This window comes from Pseudomonas sp. Pseusp9, from assembly GCF_059491265.1.
The window spans coordinates 3,587,033-3,606,772 of record NZ_CP168500.1; the positions used below are offsets into that span (position 1 = coordinate 3,587,033).

14 protein-coding genes are annotated in these 19,740 nt (G+C 61.8%); 9 read left to right on the plus strand and 5 right to left on the minus strand.

The features are described from left to right. Window positions 1-75: 75 nt before the first annotated feature. From ACEN8E_RS16035 to tpx, 5 genes are all read right to left on the minus strand, one after another. Entirely contained in the window at window positions 76-1,557 is a 1,482-nt protein-coding gene (locus ACEN8E_RS16035) for an efflux transporter outer membrane subunit (RefSeq protein ID WP_495588930.1), read from the minus strand. After that, window positions 1,554-4,661: an efflux RND transporter permease subunit gene (locus ACEN8E_RS16040; RefSeq protein WP_495588931.1), complete on the minus strand. Its 3,108-nt coding sequence runs from the start codon at window positions 4,659-4,661 to the stop codon at window positions 1,554-1,556. Before ACEN8E_RS16040 ends, ACEN8E_RS16035 begins: the two co-directional genes overlap by 4 nt. Continuing rightward, the gene (locus ACEN8E_RS16045; protein WP_495588932.1) at window positions 4,658-7,762 is read right to left on the minus strand and encodes an MdtB/MuxB family multidrug efflux RND transporter permease subunit; all 3,105 of its coding nucleotides are present in this window, start codon (window positions 7,760-7,762) and stop codon (window positions 4,658-4,660) included. Before ACEN8E_RS16045 ends, ACEN8E_RS16040 begins: the two co-directional genes overlap by 4 nt. Next, the gene (locus ACEN8E_RS16050) at window positions 7,759-9,075 is read right to left on the minus strand and encodes an MdtA/MuxA family multidrug efflux RND transporter periplasmic adaptor subunit (protein ID WP_495588933.1); all 1,317 of its coding nucleotides are present in this window, start codon (window positions 9,073-9,075) and stop codon (window positions 7,759-7,761) included. Before ACEN8E_RS16050 ends, ACEN8E_RS16045 begins: the two co-directional genes overlap by 4 nt. Before the next feature lie 178 nt (window positions 9,076-9,253). Further along, window positions 9,254-9,754 (minus strand): thiol peroxidase, encoded by a 501-nt coding sequence (tpx, locus tag ACEN8E_RS16055; RefSeq protein ID WP_495588934.1) that lies wholly within the window; start codon window positions 9,752-9,754, stop codon window positions 9,254-9,256. A 312-nt stretch (window positions 9,755-10,066) separates the two neighbouring features. Here tpx and ACEN8E_RS16060 point away from each other — a divergent pair, with 312 nt between their 5' ends. The 9 genes from ACEN8E_RS16060 (at window position 10,067) to ACEN8E_RS16100 (ending at window position 19,669) form a co-directional block, all read left to right on the plus strand. Then, window positions 10,067-10,492 (plus strand): YciI family protein, encoded by a 426-nt coding sequence (locus ACEN8E_RS16060; protein WP_495588935.1) that lies wholly within the window; start codon window positions 10,067-10,069, stop codon window positions 10,490-10,492. 635 nt (window positions 10,493-11,127) lie between these two features. After that, window positions 11,128-12,075: a SphA family protein gene (locus ACEN8E_RS16065; RefSeq protein ID WP_495588936.1), complete on the plus strand. Its 948-nt coding sequence runs from the start codon at window positions 11,128-11,130 to the stop codon at window positions 12,073-12,075. A 93-nt stretch (window positions 12,076-12,168) separates the two neighbouring features. Continuing rightward, window positions 12,169-13,149 (plus strand): AAA family ATPase, encoded by a 981-nt coding sequence (locus tag ACEN8E_RS16070; protein WP_495588937.1) that lies wholly within the window; start codon window positions 12,169-12,171, stop codon window positions 13,147-13,149. Then, complete coding sequence (locus tag ACEN8E_RS16075) at window positions 13,149-14,093, plus strand: DUF58 domain-containing protein (protein ID WP_495588938.1); 945 nt, start codon at window positions 13,149-13,151, stop codon at window positions 14,091-14,093. Before ACEN8E_RS16070 ends, ACEN8E_RS16075 begins: the two co-directional genes overlap by 1 nt. After that, a complete protein-coding gene (locus ACEN8E_RS16080; RefSeq protein WP_495588939.1) occupies window positions 14,090-14,659 on the plus strand; it encodes a DUF4381 domain-containing protein in 570 nt (189 codons plus the stop codon). Before ACEN8E_RS16075 ends, ACEN8E_RS16080 begins: the two co-directional genes overlap by 4 nt. Beyond that, window positions 14,646-15,638, plus strand: coding sequence for a vWA domain-containing protein (locus ACEN8E_RS16085; RefSeq protein WP_495588940.1), 993 nt, complete (start codon window positions 14,646-14,648; stop codon window positions 15,636-15,638). Before ACEN8E_RS16080 ends, ACEN8E_RS16085 begins: the two co-directional genes overlap by 14 nt. 1 nt (window position 15,639) lies before the next feature. Next, entirely contained in the window at window positions 15,640-17,220 is a 1,581-nt protein-coding gene (locus tag ACEN8E_RS16090; RefSeq protein ID WP_495588941.1) for a VWA domain-containing protein, read from the plus strand. After that, window positions 17,217-18,644 (plus strand): BatD family protein, encoded by a 1,428-nt coding sequence (locus ACEN8E_RS16095; protein ID WP_495588942.1) that lies wholly within the window; start codon window positions 17,217-17,219, stop codon window positions 18,642-18,644. The genes ACEN8E_RS16090 and ACEN8E_RS16095 overlap by 4 nt, the downstream gene beginning before the upstream one ends. Further along, on the plus strand, window positions 18,641-19,669 hold the full coding sequence (locus tag ACEN8E_RS16100) for an HAD family hydrolase (RefSeq protein WP_495588943.1): 1,029 nt from the start codon (window positions 18,641-18,643) through the stop codon (window positions 19,667-19,669). The genes ACEN8E_RS16095 and ACEN8E_RS16100 overlap by 4 nt, the downstream gene beginning before the upstream one ends. Window positions 19,670-19,740 lie beyond the last annotated feature (71 nt).

Sequence of the window (19,740 nt, forward strand, 5' to 3'; positions counted from 1 at the left end):
ACATTGTTGTCGCCTGACACACTGCCTTCGCTGGCAAGCCAGCTCCTGCAGGGATTGCAGCGTTCAACGACGACGCTATTGGCTATCGCTCACCTGAAGCTGCCCATCCCAGCCTCCCCCCAACGCGGCAATCAATTGCACGCTGGCAATCAGGCGGCTTTGCAGCAGGTCCAGATTGCTACGCTCATTGCTCAGCGCCGCCGCCTGGGTCACCACCACATCGATGTACGCGATCAAACCGGCCTTGTACTGGTTCTGGGTCAGGCGCAACGATTCACGGGCGGCGTCCAGCGCCTGCTGGCGCACGACGGCTTCGTCCTGAAGCACCTTGAGCTGCACCAGGAAGTTTTCCACTTCGCGGAATCCATCCAGCACGGTCTGGCGATATTTGGCCACTGTTTCGTCATAGGCCGCCTCACTGCGGTCGACCTCAGCCGAGCGCTGCCCGCCGTCGAACAGGGTCATGGCCAACTGCGGCCCGACTGACCAGAAACGGTTCGGCAGGCTGATCCAGTTGGCATAGGTGCTGCTGCTGTAACCGCCGTTCATGTTCAATGTCAGGTCGGGGTAATAGGCGGCCTTGGCCACACCGATGTTGGCGTTGGCGGCCATCACTGAACGCTCGGCGGAAGCGATGTCCGGGCGACGTTCCAGCAACTGCGAAGGCAGCGCCGGCGGTACTTGCGGCAACTGCGGAATGTCCTGGCTTTCCGCCAGGCTGAACTCCGCCGGCGGCAAGCCGATCAGCACGGCGATGGCGTTCTCGAACTGGGCGCGTTGCCAGATCAGGTCGACCATATCGGCTTCGGTGCTCTTGAGCTGCGTCTGGGCCTGGGCCACCGCGTCCTTGCCGGATACGCCGGCACGGTACTGGTTCTCGGTCATCTTCAGCGATCGCTGATAAGCCTCGACGGTGTCTTGAAGCAGGCGCTTCTGGCCATCGATCACGCGCAATTGCAGATAGTTCTGCACCAGTTCCGACTGCTGGCTCAGGCGCATCGCGGCCAGATCGGCAAAGCTGGCCTGGGCATTCGCAGTATCGGCTTCGAGGCCGCGGCGCAGCTTGCCCCATACATCGGCCTCCCAACTGACGCCCACCTGCGCCGAGTAGGTATTGCGAATACCACTGGACGAACTGCTCAGGCTGGAGCTGCTGCTGCCGGTGCCCTGGCTTGAACGGTTCTTGCTGACGTTCAGGTCGACCGTCGGAAAAAACGCCCCGCGTGCGCTACGTACCAAGGCCTGGGCCTGACGATACTGGGCTTCGGACTGGGCGACGGTCTGGTTGGAGCTATTGAGTTTTTCGATCAGGCCATTGAGCTGCCGGTCACCATACAACTCCCACCACGCGCCGCGCGCCAAGGCATCGCTCGGGTTGGCCTGGCGCCAGCCCTCTGCCGCCTTGTACTGCGCCGGCTCAGCGGTTTGCGGGCGCTGGTAATCCTGGCCGACGGCGCAGGCACTGAGCATCGCCACGCACAGTGACAGGCTCAACAGACGCGAGCCTCGAGCCGTGAGCAGCGGTGCAGCCAGGTTGAAAAGCGAACGTTCAGTCATAGCGGAGTTTCCAGAGCAGCATCGGTACGCACCCCACGCCATTTATTGAAGCGATGGCGCAGTTTGTCGAGATAGAGGTAAACCACCGGGGTGGTGTAAAGCGTCAGCACCTGGCTGAAGATCAGCCCGCCGATGATGGTCAGGCCCAGCGGCTGGCGCATTTCCGCCCCTTCGGCGCGGCTCAGCAGCAACGGCAAGGCACCGAGGATCGCCGCCAGGGTGGTCATCAGGATGGGTCGCAAACGTTGCAGGCAGGCGTTGCGAATCGACTCCAGCGGTGCCATGCCCTGGTGGCGTTCCAGTTGCAGCGCCAGGTCGATCATCAGAATGGCGTTTTTCTTCACCACGCCGATCAACAGAAACAGCCCCAGCAAGGAAATCAGGCTGAACTCGCCGCCCAGCGCATAGATCGACAGCAATGCGCCGACCCCGGCCGACGGCAGGGTGGACAGGATGGTCAGCGGATGAATGTAGCTCTCGTACAGCACCCCCAGCACCAGATACACCGCCACCAGCGCGCCGAGAATCATGAACGGCTGGCTTTTCTGCGTGGCGGCAAAGGCATCGGCGGTGCCGGCCATTTTCACGATCACGTCTTCCGGCAAGCCCACCTTGGCAATCGCCCGCTCGATGGCGGCGGTACCCTGCTCCACCGTCACACCTTCGGCCATGTCGAAGGAAATGCTTTCCGAAGCAAACTGGCCTTCGTGGCTGACCCGATCGTCTTCCAGGCTGTTTTCGTAATGCGCGATGGTCGACAGCGGGATCCGCGCGCCGTCAGCGGTGATCACCTGGACCTGCTTCAGGGTGATCGGGTCCTGGGCGTACTTCGGATTGACCTCCATCACCACCTGATATTGGTTGAGACTGTCGTAGATGGTCGAAATCTGCCGCTGGCTGTAGGCGTTGTTCAGCACCGCCGTGACCATGTCCATGTCGACACCCAGGCGCTTGGCCTGGTCACGGTCGACGATCAGGGTCACCTGCCGGGCACCCCGGCCTTCCCGTGCATCGATCGCCGTCAGCTCCGGCAAGGCCCGGAGCGCGGTGACGACCTTCGGATACCACTCGCGCAACGCCCCCAGATCCCCGCTTTGCAGGATGTACGAGTATTGCGAGGTGGTCTGCTCACGGCCACCGCCGAATTGCAGGTCCTGGTCCGCCATGAGCATCAGTTGTGCACCGGGGACCTTGGGCATTTCCTTGCGCAGGCGCTCGATGACTTTCTGCGCGGAAATGTTGCGTTCCTTGATCGGCTTCAGGCGCACCAGCATGAAGGCGTTGTTGGTGCCGTTGGTACCGCCGATGAACCCGGCGACGCTTTCGACCGCCTCATCCTTCAACACGGCCCGACGGAAAATCTCCATCTTCGGCTGCATCACACTGAACGAAAGACCGTCGTCGCCGCGCACGAAACCGATCAGTTGACCGGTATCCTGCTGCGGCATAAATGTTTTAGGAACAACAATATACAAGGCAATGTTCACCCCAATTGTCACGAACAGACTGAGCAAGGTCAGGCGCTTGTGACGCAGCACCCAGTCGAGGCTGGTGGCGTATTTGCCGACCATCCAGTCGTTGGTCCGCTGGCTCCAGCGTTGCAGGCGGTTCTCCTGCCCGGGCGTATGCGGTTTGAGCCAGCGTGCGCAGAGCATTGGGGTCAGGGTCAGCGAGACCAGCAAAGAGACCACGATGGCCGCCGCCAGGGTGATGGAGAATTCGCGGAACAGGCTTTCAATGATCCCGCCCATGAACAGGATCGACAGGAACACCGCCACCAGCGACACGTTCATCGACAACAAGGTAAAACCGACTTCCTGGGCACCGAGGTACGCGGCCCTCATCGGCCGTACGCCTTTGTCGATGTGCCGGGAGATGTTCTCCAGCACCACGATGGCATCGTCCACCACCAGCCCGGTGGCCAGAATCAGCGCCATGAGCGACAGGTTGTTCAACGAAAAGCCGTAGAGGTACATCACGGCAAAGGTGCCAACCAGCGACACCGGCACGGCCAGGGTCGGGATCAACGAGGCGCGGAAGTTACCGAGGAACAGGAACACCACCAGAATCACCAGCGCCACGGCGATCAGCAGGGTCATTTCCGCTTCGTGCAGCGTCGCCTTGATGACGGGCGAGCGGTCCATGGCCAGGTTCAGCTTGACGCTGGCCGGCAACACCGCCTGCAACGCCGGCAACTGGGCCTTGATCTCGTTGACCGTCTCGATGATGTTGGCGCCCGCCTGGCGGTTGATCACCAGCAGCACCGCGGCGTCGTCGTTGAAGAAACCACTGTTGTAGCGGTCCTCGACGCCATCGCTGACTTTCGCCACATCCTTCAGGCGCAGGGCCGCGCCGCCGTTGTAGTGGATGATCAGCGACTCGTAGTCCTTGGCTTTTTCCAACTGGTCGTTGGCCTGGACCTGCCACAGCCGTTGATCGTCTTCCACCGAGCCCTTGGGCCGGCGCACGTTGGCATTGGCGATGGTGTTGCGCACATCGTCCAGGGCCACGCCGTACTGGTTCAGCGACTGCGGCTCCAGCTCGATACGTACCGCCGGCAGGGAACTGCCGCCGATCTGCACCTCGCCGACGCCCTGCACCTGGGACAGGCTCTGGGACAGGATCGTCGAGGCGAGGTCGTAGAGCTGGCCTTTTTCCAGCACATCCGACGTCAGCGACAGCACCATGATCGGCGCCTGGGACGGGTTGACCTTCTTGTAGGTCGGCATGCTGCGCATCCCGCTCGGCAGCAGGTTGCGCGAGGCGTTGATGGCCGCTTGCACTTCCCGCGCCGCACCGTTGATGTCGCGATCCAGGTCGAACTGCAGGATCACCCGGGTCGATCCCTGGCTGGACCGGCTGCTCATGGTGTTGACCCCGGCAATGGCGCCGAAGGAACGTTCCAGCGGCGTGGCCACCGTCGACGCCATCACCTCGGGGCTGGCCCCGGGCAGGCTGGCCTGGACCACGATCACCGGAAAGTCCATTTGCGGCAGCGGCGATACGGGCAGCAAACCGAAACTCACGCCGCCCAAGAGCATGATTGCCAGGCTCAGCAACATGGTCGCGACCGGGCGCTTGATGAAAGGTCCTGAAAGGTTCATGGCTGCTCAACCGCTTCCACGGACTCAGGCTTGCGGCCCCAGCGCCGACCGAGACGGTCGAAGTAGAGGTAGATCACAGGCGTGGTGAACAACGTCAGGATCTGGCTCAGCAGCAGGCCACCAACCATCACCAGACCCAGCGGCTGGCGCAGTTCCGCGCCGGATCCGGTGGCCAGCATCAGCGGCACGGCACCGAACAAGGCCGCCAGGGTGGTCATCAGAATCGGCCGGAAACGCAGCAAGGCCGCCTGGTAGATGGCCGTCTGCGGGTCCATGCCCTGATTGCGCTCGGCGTCGAGGGCGAAGTCGATCATCATGATCGCGTTCTTCTTCACGATGCCGATCAGCAGAATGATGCCGATGATCGCGATCATCCCCAGGTCATTGCCGCTGAGGATCAACGCCAGCAAGGCGCCCACCGCCGCCGAAGGCAAGGTCGACAGAATGGTGATCGGGTGGATATAGCTCTCGTAGAGCACCCCCAGCACGATGTACATGGTCACCACCGCCGCGAGAATCAGCAGCAGCGTGCTCGACAACGAGGCCTGGAAGGCTTCGGCCGCGCCCTGGAACTGGGTCTGCACGCCAATCGGCATGCCGATGTCCTTCTGCACCTGCTCGATGATTTGCACCGCATGCCCCAACGCCACGCCGGGCGCCAGGTTGAACGACATCATCACCGCCGGGAACTGGCCGATGTGGGTGATCGCCAGTTGCGCCTGGCGTTCTTCGATATGCGCCAGGCTGGACAATCGCACCTGACCGCCATCGGTGGTCTTGACGTGGATCTGGTTCAACGCATCCGGGCCGATCTTCTCGCCGGACTGCGATTGCAGGACCACGCGGTACTGGCTCGCCTGGGTATAAATCGTGGAAATTTGCCGCTGGCCGAAGGCGTCGTAGAGCGCATCGGTGATGTTCGACACCGACACCCCGACCCGCGACGCCGCATCGCGGTCGATCACCAGATAGACCTGCAAGCCCTTGTCCTGCAAATCGCTGGCTACGTCGGTCAGTTCGGGACGGTCGGCCAAGGCCTCGACCAGACGCCCGCTCCACAGGCTCAGCAACTCCGAGTCCGGTGACGACATGCTGAACTGGTACTGCGTGCGGCTGACCCGGTCTTCAATGGTCAGGTCCTGCACCGGCTGCATGAACAGACGGATGCCAACCAGCTTGTCCAGCTCTGGTTGCAGGCGGGCAATCACCTGCGTTGCGCTCAGGTTGCGGTCGTGATGCGACTTGAGATTGATCAGCAATCGCCCGCTGTTGAGGGTCGAGTTGTCGCCATCCACGCCAATGTAGGAGGACAGGCTCTCGACGGCCGGGTCAGCCAGAATGACCTTGGCCAGTTCCTGCTGGCGCTCGCTCATGGCCGCAAAGGAAATCGATTGCGGCGCTTCGGAAATACCCTGGATGACGCCGGTGTCCTGCACCGGGAAGAAGCCCTTGGGCACCACCATGTACAGGAATACCGTCAGCGCCAAGGTGCCAATGGCCACCATCAGGGTCAGCGGCTGGTGCTTGAGTACCCACTGCAACTTGCGCCCGTAGGCGGCGATCATCCAGTCGATGAACGCACCGCTGGCCCGGTAGAACCGGCCCTGCTCGGCTTCCTTGGGTTCTCGTTTGAGCAACCGTGCGCACATCATCGGCGTCAGGGTCAGGGAGACGACCAGGGAAATCAGGATCGCCACCGCCAGGGTGATGGCGAACTCGCGGAACAAGCGCCCGACCACATCTGCCATGAACAGCAGCGGGATCAGTACGGCGATCAGCGACAAGGTCAGGGAGATCAGGGTGAAACCGATCTGTTTGGCGCCTTTGAGTGCTGCGTTCAGCGGGCTGTCGCCCTCCTCGATGAAACGCGCAATGTTCTCGAGCATGACGATCGCATCGTCCACCACGAAACCGGTGGCGATGGTCAGGGCCATCAAGGTCAGGTTGTTGACCGAGAACCCTGCCAGGTACATCACGCCGAACGTACCGATCAGCGACAGTGGCACGGCCACCGAAGGAATGATCGTGGCGCTGGCGCGACGCAGGAACAGGAAGGTGACCATGACCACCAGGGCGATGGCGATCAGCAATTCGTGCTGCACGTCCTTGACCGAGGCGCGGATGGTCTGGGTGCGGTCGGTCAGCACCACCACGTCGAGGCCGGCCGGCAGGTTATCGGTGATGCTCGGTAGCAGGGCCTTGATCCGGTCCACCACCTCGATCACGTTGGCGCCGGGCTGGCGCTGGATGTTCAGCAGCACCGCCTGGTTCTCGTTGGCCCACGCAGCGAGCCGCTCGTTCTCGGCGCCGTCGACGATTTCCGCCACGTCCTTGAGCCGCAACGGCGCACCGTTGGCGTAGGCCAGAATCAGGTTGGCGTAGTCCTTGGGCGACGTCAGCTGATCGTTGGCGTCGAGCATCGAGACCCGGGTCGGGCCATCGAAGTTGCCCTTGGGCTGGTTGACGTTGGAGGCGCCGATCAGCGTGCGCACGTCCGACAGGTTCAAGCCGTTGGCCGCCAGGGCCTCGGGGTTGACCTTGATCCGCACGGCCTGGCGCTGGCCGCCGGCAATGCTGACCATGCCGACACCGCTGATCTGGGCGATTTTCTGCGCCATGCGCGTATCGACCAGATCATTGAGCTTGGGCAGCAGCATGGTCTTGGAGGTGATAGCCAGTGTCAGCACCGGTGTATCGGCCGGGTTGACCTTGTTGTACACCGGCGGTGCCGGCAAGTCCTTGGGCAACAGGTTGGTGGCGGCGTTGATTGCCGCCTGCACCTGTTGCTCGGCAACGTCCATGTTGATGTCGAGGCTGAAGCGCAGGGTCAGCACCGAGGCACCGCCCGAACTGGTCGAGGCCATTTGCGTCAGGCCGGGCATCTGCCCGAACTGCCGTTCAAGTGGCGCAGTCACTGCGCTGGTCATGACGTCCGGGCTCGCGCCGGGATACAGGGTCATGACGCGAATGGTCGGGTAATCGACCTGAGGCAGCGCCGAAACCGGCAGCAGCCGATAAGCGATCAAACCGGCCAGAACAATGGCCAGCATGCTCAGCGTGGTGGCTACCGGGCGAAGGATGAACAGCCGCGAGAGATTCATGCGCCGCCCTTTTTCGCCTTGTCAGTGGTCACGGGCTCTGCCGCGTCTGCCGCCGACTTGCCTTGCAGGTGTTCGGTCGGCGTGGCCGGCACCTCCTGACTGTCGTTGACCACCTCCACGTCACTACCGTCTTTCAGGCGGTCGGTACCTTCCAGGACAACCCGCTCACCCGCCGACAGGCCTTCGGTGACCACGGTGTTCAGGCCATCGCTGGCGCCGACTTTCAACTGACGGATCTTGACCTTCTTGTCACCGTCCAGGGCATAGACGAACGTGCCGTTGGTGCCGAACTGGATTGCGGCGGAAGGCGCGAGCACTACGCGTTTGAGGGTGTCGGCCAACAGGCGCACGTTGACGAACTGATTGGGAAACAGCGACTGGTCACGGTTCTCGTAGCGGGCCTTGAACTTCAGGGTGCCGGTGGTGACGTCGATCTGGTTGTCCAGGCTCTGCAACACGCCGGTGGCTTGCAATTTGGTATCACCGCGATCCCAGGCTTCAGCCGGCAGCGTGGCGCCACTGCGATAACGGGCGAGCACGGTGTCGAGGCTGTTTTCCGGAAGGGTGAAGGCCACGCTGATCGGCTGCGTCTGGGTGATGATCGCCAATGCGGTGGTGTCGTTGGCGGCTACCAGGTTGCCGACGTCCAGTTGACGCAGGCCGACGCGACCGGTGATCGGGGCGCGGATCCTGGTGAATTCGAGGTTGAGCCTGGCGTCGTTGACCGCTGCCTGATTGGTCTTGACCGTGCCCTGGAACTGACCGACCAGCGCTTCGGCGGTGTCCAGGGTCTGCTTGGCAATGCTGTCCTCGCGGTACAGGCCGCGATAGCGCTCGACGTCAACCTGAGCGTTTTTCAGCTGCGCCTGATTCTGCAGCAAGGTGCCTTCGGCCTGAAGCAAGGCGTTCTGGTAAGGACGCGGGTCGATTTCGGCCAGCAGGTCGCCCGCCTTGACCATCTGCCCCTCTTCGAAATAGATCTTCACCAGCTCACCGCCGACGCGGCTGCGGACATTGATGGTGTTCAGCGCCGTGACCGTGCCCAGCGCCTTGAAATACAGCGGGAAGTCACCGGTAACTGCCGGGGCCACTCGCACCGGCACCGGCCCGGAAGCCCCGCCGAAACCCGGACGCATCCCCCCTGCCCGGCCGGTATGCCCGGCGACGGCTTTCTGCCCCACTGCCTCCTTGGGTGCAGCGCTGCCGGGCCAGAATTTCCAGCACAGAGCGGCGATGACCAACAGGACAAGCAGGCCGAACAGCCAGCGACGGGGACTACGGGAAGCGGAGGATTGCATTGAGTGACCAACCATTGGGCGCGTGGGCTTTTTTTGCATGAGACTGAACGATAAGCACTGGCGGGTTTTAAGCAAAGCGCCTTTACCGGCAATTTACCTTTGGCTTACGTAACAGGAGAATTATCCAAGACACTGAAACACAAATGAAAACGGCCTGGACAGGGCCAGGCCGTTAATAAGTGTAAAGGTACGCTTATTTCAGAACAGCGAGCGCCGCTTCGTAGTTCGGCTCGTCAGCGATTTCGCCAACCAGTTCGCTGTGCAGCACATTGTCGTTTTCGTCCAGTACCACCACGGCACGGGCGGTCAGGCCCTTGAGCGGGCCGTCAGCGATGGCTACGCCGTAGTTCTGGATGAACTCGGCACCGCGCAGGGTCGACAGGTTCTGTACGTTTTCCAGGCCTTCGGCACCGCAGAAACGCGCCTGGGCGAACGGCAGGTCAGCGGAAATGCACAGTACAACGGTGTTGGCGACGTCATTGGCCTGGGCGTTGAACTGGCGCACAGACTTGGCGCAGGTCGGGGTGTCGATGCTTGGGAAGATGTTCAGCACTTTGCGCTTGCCGGAAAAGTCTTTCAGGGTGACGTCGGACAGATTGCCGGCAACCAGGGAAAAGGCTGGCGCCTTGGAACCGGCTTGTGGCAGTTGGCCGTTGACTTGAACAGGAGTGCCTTTGAGAGTGACTTGAGCCATGAACGGAGTCCTTCTGAACGTTGTTGTAGAGAGTTTTGACGAGGCCGAAGTTAACCACGAAATTGTCCGACGACCTATGGTCAAACATAAATTGTCATGTATCAGGACACAAAACTGGATACAACCCACAATGGTCATATGTTTCGTGAGTGATCGCAATCCAGCGTACCCCCCTCACCTGCTGCTACCCGATGTTCATGACGAAAGGCACACGACACGTCATCGACGAAAACTTTTGTTAACACTCTGTCGAATTGCTCCACCGTCGTTCGACTATAAATCGAACCACTCAACTGCAACGGAGACGACAACATGCGATTCATGATCATCATCAAAGCCAGCCAGGACTCCGAAGCCGGCGTAATGCCCAGCCAGGAACTGCTGACCGCCATGGGCAATTACAACGAGGAACTGGCCAAGGCCGGCATCCTCCTTGCCGGCGAAGGCCTGCACCCCAGCAGCAAAGGCGCCCGCGTGCGCTTCTCCGGCGACAAGCGCACGGTGATCGACGGCCCGTTCATCGAAACCAGGGAACTGATCGCCGGCTTCTGGCTATGGCAGGTGAAATCAAAAGAAGAAGCCATCGAATGGGTCAAGCGCTGCCCCAACCCGATGCCGGGTACCGAAGCCGAGATCGAGATTCGCCAGGTGTTTGAAATGGAAGATTTTGGCGCCGAACTCACCCCGGAACTGCGTGAGCAGGAAGAGCGAGCGTTCGGCCGGGGGAAGAACTGCTGAGTAGCGAATCCACGACGAGGACCTGAATCCTGCAAAACCCGCCGTTCATGCTTGCGCAGAGGGCGGGTTTTTCATTGCAGCAGCAATCCCCTCCCGACCTCCAGTTGTGTATTAAATTTTTAGTACACAAAACAAATGAGCATTCGTAGGCAAATTCAAAGAATCAGCCCCTTCGACTGGCTAAACGGTAGTTAGCTGCTAGGGTCATCAGATGTGTCCTACAGGCTTGATAAGAAAGGGATTACGCCGTAACGGCCGCCAAGTGCCGAGTCGTCCAGAATGAGCCACCAGGGAACAGGGGGAATCATGTTGAACACTACAGGATGCACGCCTCTTTTCTGGCGACTTCGGTTGCGCCTGTTGTTTCGGCCTGCACGGCCAATACAGGCAATAACTCGCACGACTCCCGCCACCCTCCAGGTATTCCGAATAGCCACCCCAAAGACACCCCCACTCGGATCGGGTGGTGACTACGCCTGGCAATCTGCGCCCAATAACGTCAACGCCTTTAGCGAACCGCAAAAAACTGCCGGGTACATTACAAGTTCGTCGAACCCAAACCGAAAGCCGCCAACGGCCAATGGAACATGCCGCTGTTGACGCCTGTTACCTCAAGTCAATAAACGGAGTCCGTCATGATCAGGCCTTACGTAGTGCGCCCCCTGTTGGCGCTGTGCATGGTCGGCGCCACCCCCTTCGCACTGGCCGCCGAAGGTGGCGTCGGCCGACCGATTACCGGCCTGCAGGTGTTTTCCAATGCCGGGGTGGTGCCGCCGGCACCCGGCTGGGTGATGTCGTTGACCAGCTTCTGGTACGACGGCGACCTCAAGGGCAACGTACAGGTGCCGATCGGGGGCGACTTGAGTACAGGCGTGGGCATGAAGGTTTCCTACACGATCGCCAACTTCACCCATGTCTGGGATACGGGCCCGGGCGCCTGGAACTACGCGTCAGCCATCGGCGTGCCGGTGCAGTACACCGATGTGACCGCGAGCATCACCGGCCCCCGTGGCAGGACGCTGGGTACCGAGGACACCGGCACCCAATTCGCCGACATGCTGGTGACACCGATTGCCGCCGGCTACCACTTCGACGAGCTCAACCACATTGCGTTTTCACTGCCGATCTACGTGCCGACCGGCGCCTACAACGTCGATCGCCTGGCCAACCCCGGGCAGAACAACTACACCTTCATGCCCACCGTGGCGTTCTCGCACCTGGACGGCAAGGGCGGTGAATTCACCCTGATGAGCAGCCTTGAGTTCTATACCGAAAACAACGAAACGAATTATCGCAACGGCAACATTTTCACCCTCGACGCACTCTGGACCCACGGCTTCGGCAATGGCTGGAACGCCGGCATGGCAGCCGGTTACATCCAGCAGGTCACCGATGATTCGGGTAGTGGCGCCAACAGTGGCTTTCGCGGACGCTCCGTCGGCGCAGGTCCCGCGGTGGGCTGGACCGGCAAGTTTGCCGACGCCCAGGCCAACCTGAGCGCGCGCTGGATACCGGAGTTCGACACCAAGAACCGTCCCGAAGGCAACGGTTTCAGCATCAACCTGACACTGGCGTTTTTCTGAGAGGTGGCCACGGATGGCGATTACCCCTGCCGACTGCCATTTGTCATTCATTCCGGTCATTGCGACCTCCATGTTTAGCGCGAGGGGTATCCCATGACCGCACTCAGTGACCTCAATGCCCTGCAAGCCAGCATCGCCGAAGCGGTGCTTGGCCAGGACCAGGTGATCCGGCAAATTCTCCTCGGCCTGCTGGCCAACGGGCATCTGCTGCTGGAGAGCTTGCCGGGCCTGGCCAAGACTCGCACGGTCAAGGCGCTGTCCCGGCATCTGGACGCAAAAATGAGCCGTATCCAGTTCACCCCGGACCTGCTGCCGTCGGACATCACCGGCGCCGAGGTGCTGCACCAGGTCGAGGGCAAAAATGAAATCCGCTTCCAGCCCGGGCCGCTGTTCGGCAACCTGATTCTGGCCGACGAAATCAACCGCGCCCCGGCCAAGGTCCAGGCAGCGCTGCTCGAAGCCATGGAGGAACGGCAGATCACCGTGGCCGGCAACAGCCACGCGCTGCCGCCGCTGTTTATCGTGGTCGCGACCCAGAACCCCATCGAGCAGGAAGGCACTTACCCGCTGCCGGAAGCGCAGATGGACCGCTTCCTGATGAAGGTGCTGCTGGACTACCCGAGTGCAGACAACGAAAGTCAGGTACTGCGCCTGTTGCGCGAAGAGGAACAGGCGCTCGGCGTCAACACCTTGGCCGTTCCAGGCTTTGCATTGGCCCAGGACGTGATCTTCGCCGCGCGCCGTGAAGTCAGCGCCGTGCATGTCTCTCCAGCTATCGACCGCTACCTGATCGACCTGATCAACGCCACGCGCCACCCGGCCGACTACGACGCCGACCTCGGTCGCTGGATCGCCCTGGGGGCCAGCCCACGGGGTGGCATCGGCCTGGACCGGTGCGCGCGGGCCGATGCCTGGTTGCAGGGCCAGGACTTCGTGTCGCCGGACAACGTGCGGGCCGTGGTCCATCCCGTGCTGCGCCATCGTCTGCAATTGAGCTATGACGCGGTGGCCGACGGCGTGACGGCCGATCAGGTGCTCGATCGCCTGCTCGATAAAGTGGCGATTCCCGCCTGATGTTCATGAAGAGCGATGACGGTCTGGTCTATGTCTCCCTGGCGCAGTTGATGGCCCTGGAATTCAAGGCCCGCGACCTGAGTTTTCTCGCGCGTCAGCCCCAGGGCAGCATCCTCGCCGGCAACCATGCGTCGCGTCTGCGGGGTCGTGGCTTGAACTTCGACGAACTGCGGCGCTACCAGCCAGGGGACGATTTGCGCCACCTTGATTGGCGTGCCTCCCTGCGCACCGGAAAACCGGTGGTGCGCACCTTCACCGAAGAGCGCGACCGCCCGGCCCTGATACTCGTGGACCAGCGCATGTCGATGTTCTTCGGCTCACAACGCAGCTTCAAATCCGCGGTCGCCGCCGAACTCGGCGCTCTCGCGGCGTGGATGGTGTTCAACGCCGGTGACCGGGTGGGCGGGCTGGTGTTCAACGACCAGCGGATCGACAGCATTGCCCCGTTGCGCAGCCGCAAACGGATCGAGGCGCTGTGCAGCCGCATCGTCGAGCAGAACCGGGAACTGAACGCAGCCAGCCCCGACGCCGAAGGCGAAGACCAGCTCGACAAGGTCTTGCAGCGTTGCCTGGCTCTGGCGGGGCACGATCACCTGATCTGCATCATCAGCGACTTCGCCGGCGCCGGGGAGCGCACCTTGCAGTTGATGCGGCAGTTGGCGGCACACAATGACGTGATCGCCATGCAGGTCTACGACCCCCTGGCGCTGAACCTGCCGAAAAATGGCCGGCTACTGGTCACCCAGGGCCAGTTGCAGGTGGAGCTGGCCGTGGAGCGTCGTCAGGTGCACCAGCCATTGGGCGATTTTCTCAGCGGTCGGCTCAAGGACGTTGCCACGTTGCTGCGCCGCAGTCAGGTGCCGTTGATGATGTTCAGCACCGCCACGCAAGCCCATGAACAACTGCGGGCCGAGTTAGGCAAGCGGGCGGGAACGCAGCGATGAACCCGAACATCCCGAGCATCGAACAGCTCAAGGAGATGGCGCTGCCGGCGCCTGTCAGTTATGCACCGCAGACCTGGGGCTGGTGGTTGCTGCTCGGTTTGCTGGTGATGACGGCGTTGATCGTCGCCGCCCGACGCTATTGGCAGTGGCGGCGTGATCGCTACCGTCGCGAAGCGCTGGCAAGGCTGGCGCAGTTGCAGCAGCGCAGCGGTGACCTGAATGCGCTGCGCGAACTGCCGGAGCTCCTGAAGCGAGTCGCCCTCTCGATGCCTGTGGGAGCGAGCCTGCTCGCGAAGGGGGCCTTACATTCAATTTCGATGTCGACTGACCGGACGCTTTCGCGAGCAGGCTCGCTCCCACAGGGTCCCGCTGCGTTAGGTAAAGGCGATTGGCAGGCCTTTTTGCAGCGGCACAGTACCCATCCCCTGCCCGCCGACTTCAGCGCACAGCTGGCACTGCTGGCCTACGCCCCGGACGAAACGCTGCAAGCCTTGCCAATCGAACAACGCCAGCACCTGTTCGAGACCTGCAAACACTGGGTGGAGCATCACCATGTGGCAGTTTGATTACCCCTGGCTGCTCCTGCTGTTGCCGTTGCCATGGCTCGGTTATCGCTACCTGCCCGACTACCGCGAGGCTCGCAGCGCGGTGCGCGTACCGTTTTTCACGGCCATGAGCCGCGCAGTCGGTCAGGCACCGAGCCAGGCCGGTGCCAGCAGCAACCATTGGCAGTTGTGGCTGAACCTGTTGGTCTGGGCGCTGTTGCTGCTGGCGGCTGCGCGACCGGTGTACGTGGAAAAACCCATTGAACGCCAGCAACCGGTGCGTGACCTGTTGCTGGCCATTGACCTGTCCCAGTCCATGGAAACCACCGATTTCACCGACGCCAGCGGCCAGAAAATCAATCGCCTGGCGGCAGTCAAGGAGGTGGTCCACGGCTTTATCGACAAGCGCAAGGAAGATCGCCTGGGCCTGATCGTGTTCGGCAGCGGCGCCTATCCGCAGGCGCCGTTGACGCTCGATCATGCCAGTCTGGCGCTGTTGCTGGACGACACCGGCATTGGCATGGCCGGGCCCAACACGGCCATTGGCGATGCCATCGGCTTGAGCCTGAAGCTGCTCGACCAGGCTCACGAACAAGAGAAAGTGGTGATCCTGCTCACCGACGGCAACGACACCAGCAGCGCAATCACACCGGATCACGCGGCGGCCATGGCGGCGGCCAAGGGCGTGGTGATTCACACCATCGGCATTGGCGATCCGGATGCCTCCGGCGAAGCCAGGGTCAATCTGCAAAGCCTGCAACAGATCGCCGAGACCACTGGCGGCAAATTCTTCCGTGCCGAAGACCGCACTGCACTGGATCAGGTCTACAACACCCTCGATACACTCACCCCGCATCAAGTGAACACCCTCAGCCATCAGCCCAAACGGGACCTGTTCTGGTGGCCGCTGGGCGCAGCGATAGCGGTACTTGCGTTCTACCACTTGTGTGCCCTGCTGCGCCCTCGCCTGTCCCTCACACGTCAGCGGCAGGAGGCTTGAGATGGAGATCAACCTCAGCGACTTTCATTTCCTGCGCCCGCTCTGGCTGTTGCTACTGCCCTTCGCCGCCCTGCTGCCATTGATCTGGCGCCGCAGCCGCGACCTGCAACGGCGGTTGCGCAGCAATATCGCCGGGCACTTGTTGCCGCACCTGCTGGTGACCCCGCAAGACCCGCACTGGCTACGCCCGGTGCATCTGGTTTGTGTGTTATTGCTGCTTGGCGCACTGGCCGCCGCCGGGCCGACCTGGGAACAGGATCGACCGGACTTTCTGGAAAACCGCGCACCACTGATCATTGCCGTTGATTTGTCGCCTTCGATGGATGCCACGGATGTCCAGCCCAGTCGCCTGGAAGCGGCCAAACACAAATTGCATGACCTGATCCAGCGCCGCAGCGGTGCGCGCAATGGGTTGATTGCCTACGCCGGCAGTGCCCATCTGGTATTGCCGCCCACCGACGACCCGGCGTTGCTCGATACGTTCATCCAGGCCCTGGGCACCGACTTGATCGGCAAACCCGGGAAAAACGTCGCGGCGGTCATCGATCAGGCCAAACGCATGCTTGCCGCTGAAAAGTCCCCCGGCAGCCTGTTGCTGATCACCGACGGTGCCGATACCACGACACTCGCCGGCCTGGACCGGCGACTGGCCGACAGCAATTTGCAAGTGCTGATCCTGGCGGTGGGCAGCGAGGATGGCGGCATCATCCACGATGCCAGCGGCCAGCCACGCACGGACAGCAACGGCCGTCCGGCACTGGGCAGTTTTGATTCGGCTGCGCTCAAGCAGCTTGGGTCAACGCTGGATGCGCCCCTGGGCAGCCTGACGCTCAATGACGATGACCTCGACTGGGTCGAACTGCACGCTCAACAGCACTTCCAGACGGCCAGCTTCGAACAGCGCGAATTGCACTGGAAAGACGCTGGCTACTGGCTGTGCTGGCCGCTGTTGTTGCTCGCGTTCTTCAGCGTGCGCAAGGGCTGGAGCCTGAACTGGATGGGCGGTTTGCTGCTCGCCGCAGGCCTTGGTTTGCAACCGGCACCCGCACAAGCGAACGCACTGACCGATGCCTTCTTTACCCCGGACCAGCAAGGTCGCTGGGCCTTCGAGCATGAGCACTACCCGCAGGCCGCCGCGCACTTCGTCGACCCTTACTGGAAAGGCATCGCCGCCTACAACGCTGCCGATTTCGACTTGGCGCTGGCCAGCTTTGCGAGGCTGCAAACGCCCGAGGCGTATTTCTATCTGGGCAACATTTACGTACGCCGCTTCAAGTTCGACCAGGCCATCGCCGCCTACACCCAGGCGCTGAAGCTGAAACCGCAGTTCCCTGAAGCCACAGCCAACCTGGCCCTGGCCATCGCCTTGCAGAAAGACACCGAAAGCGCCGAACAGAACGCCCCGCAAACCAAACCCGACGAAATCAAGATGGACAAGGCGCCGGGCAAAGGCCAGAGCAAAGCGCTGCAGACCGAACAGGCGGCATCGGATGAACAGTGGCTACAGAACCTGAGCACATCGCCAGCGAAATTCCTCAAACAGAAATTCAGTTTGCAGGATCAGGCAGAGGCCAAGCCATGATCAGCCTGACAAACCGGGTCGCGGCCTTCGCGAGCAGGCTCGCTCCCACATTGGATCTATGGGTGCCGCAAGCCCCCTGTGGGAGCGAGCCTGCTCGCGAAAGCGTCAGATCATTCACCACAACTCTGTGTTCCTTGCTCATTTGCCTGATCAGCACTTGCACCCTCGCCGCCGAACCCGAGCTGCGAGTCCAGGTCACCCTGCAACCCACCGGTCAGGTCATGGTCGGCAGCCTTGTCGAGCTGCAGCTCGATGTCCTTACCGACACCTGGTTCACCAGCGCCCCCACCCTGCCCGACCTCAAATTGTCGGGCGCGCTGGTGATGCCACCGGACGGCCATGCCGAACACCTGAACCAGACCCTCGACGGCAAATCCTTCAGCGGCATGCGCTACAGCTATCTCATCACCCCGAATGCAGCGAAGGCTTTCGACATCCCGGCCCTGACCGTTCGCGCCACGCCCGGCCAAGCCAGCAGCGAACTCAGCGCGCAAAGCCTGCCGCTACATTTTGTCGTGACTCAACCGCCGGGGTTCCAGCCCGGTGAGCCGGTACTGGTCGCGCAGGGACTGCGTTTGACCCAGAAAGTCATCAATTCTGCGACACCGCTGAAAGTCGGCGACAGCCTCACCCGCCAACTGACCCTGCAAGCCGACGGCGCCCTGGCCATGTCGTTGCCAACGCCTGCACTGGGTGAGGTCAGCGGCCTGAGCCGCTACCTGAAAAACCCGCAGGTCAGCACCCTGGACGATGGTCGCGGCCACTTTACCGGTGGCCAGCGCATCGACACGGTCACCTACCGCATCGACACGCAGGGCCATCACACCCTGCCGGCTATCGAGCTGAAGTGGTGGGACGCCGGCAGCCAACAGACACGTACCGCTCAAGTGCCCGCCGTGGATTTCGACGCTGCTGCCAACAGTACTTATCAGCCGGTATTTTCGATCAGCGAAGACCTGAAAAAACTCGGCCAGCAAAGCCGCCTGCACCTCTCGCGGTACGGGATTGGCCTGGTGGCCCTGTTACTGGGCGCGGCGCTGCTGGTGTGGTTTGCCCGCCCGTACGTTCACCGTGCCTGCATGAGCTGGCAGGCCCGACGCCAGGCAATACGCGCCGCCTGGCGGCAATCGGCCGACCATGCCTGGCAGCAGATCCCTCCCCAGCTCGACGGCCAGCCACCGCAGTTGAGTGCCCTGTACCTGTGGACCCGGCGCAGTCGCAAAGGCCTGCAACTGACCGGCCTCGGCCCGCGTCTGCAAGCACTGTTACGCGCCTGTTACGGCCGTGAGCCAACCAGAGATCAGGCATTGCTACAACTCAAGCAATCCTTGACTACGCTGCATAGTCAGGTCGAACACAACAGAGAATCAGTCGCTCCCACGCTGCGGCCCTTGAACCCCGTTCACGAGAAGGATTTCCCATGACAAGCCCAATATCGATTCGCCAGCACGCGGGGTTAAAGCTCTTGCTGGCACTGGTCCTGAGCCTGCCGCTGTTGGTCCAGGCCGCCTCACCGCTGCCATCGTGGAACGAGGGTCCGTCGAAAAAGAGCATCATCGAGTTCGTCCAGGCCGTGACCGATCAAGGCAGCAAGGACTTCGTCAAACCCGAGGAGCGCATCGCCGTGTTCGATAACGACGGCACCCTGTGGAGCGAGCAGCCGATGTACTTCGAATTGCTGTTCTCCCTCGATGAGGTCAAGCGCAACCAGGCGCAGCATCCGGAATGGAAAACCACCCAACCGTTCCAGGCCGTGCTGGAAAACGATCACAAGGCACTGGCCGCCACCGGCATGGACGGCATCATGAAGATTTTCGCCGCCACCCATACCGGCATGACCAGCGAAACCTTCGACGACTACGCCAGGACCTGGCTGGCCCAGGCTCGCCATCCGAAAACCGGCAAGCCCTACACCGAAATGATCTTCCAGCCGATGCTGGAAATGCTCGACTACCTGCGCAGCCAGGACTTCAAGACCTACATCGTTTCCGGTGGTGAAACCGGGTTCATGCGGGCGTTTGCCGAGAAGGTCTACGGCATTCCGCCCGAGCAGGTCATCGGCACGACGTTTGTCACCACCTTTGAATACAAGGATGGCAAGGCGTCGATCGTCCGCACGCCAAAACTGGCGCACAACGATGACGGGCCGGGCAAGCCGGTCAGCATTGAAACCGTGATCGGACGTCGGCCGATTCTGGCCTTCGGCAACTCTGACGGCGACCTGCAAATGCTGCAGTGGACAGCCGCAGGGTCGGGCAAACGATTCATGGGGCTGGTGCATCACACCGACGCCAAACGCGAATGGGCCTATGACCGCCAGTCGCAGATCGGCCGTCTGGACAAGGCCCTGGATGAAGCAGGCAAACGTGGCTGGACCGTCGTGGACATGGCTGCCGAGTGGCGCCGGATCTATCCCTTCGATGCCGCCACCACCGAGCAAGTGCAGTAAAAAGCGTTAGGCAGGACAGCAACGAACGATTGTCGCAGCACGCGACGCAAGCGAGCAAAAGGAGCAAGTCA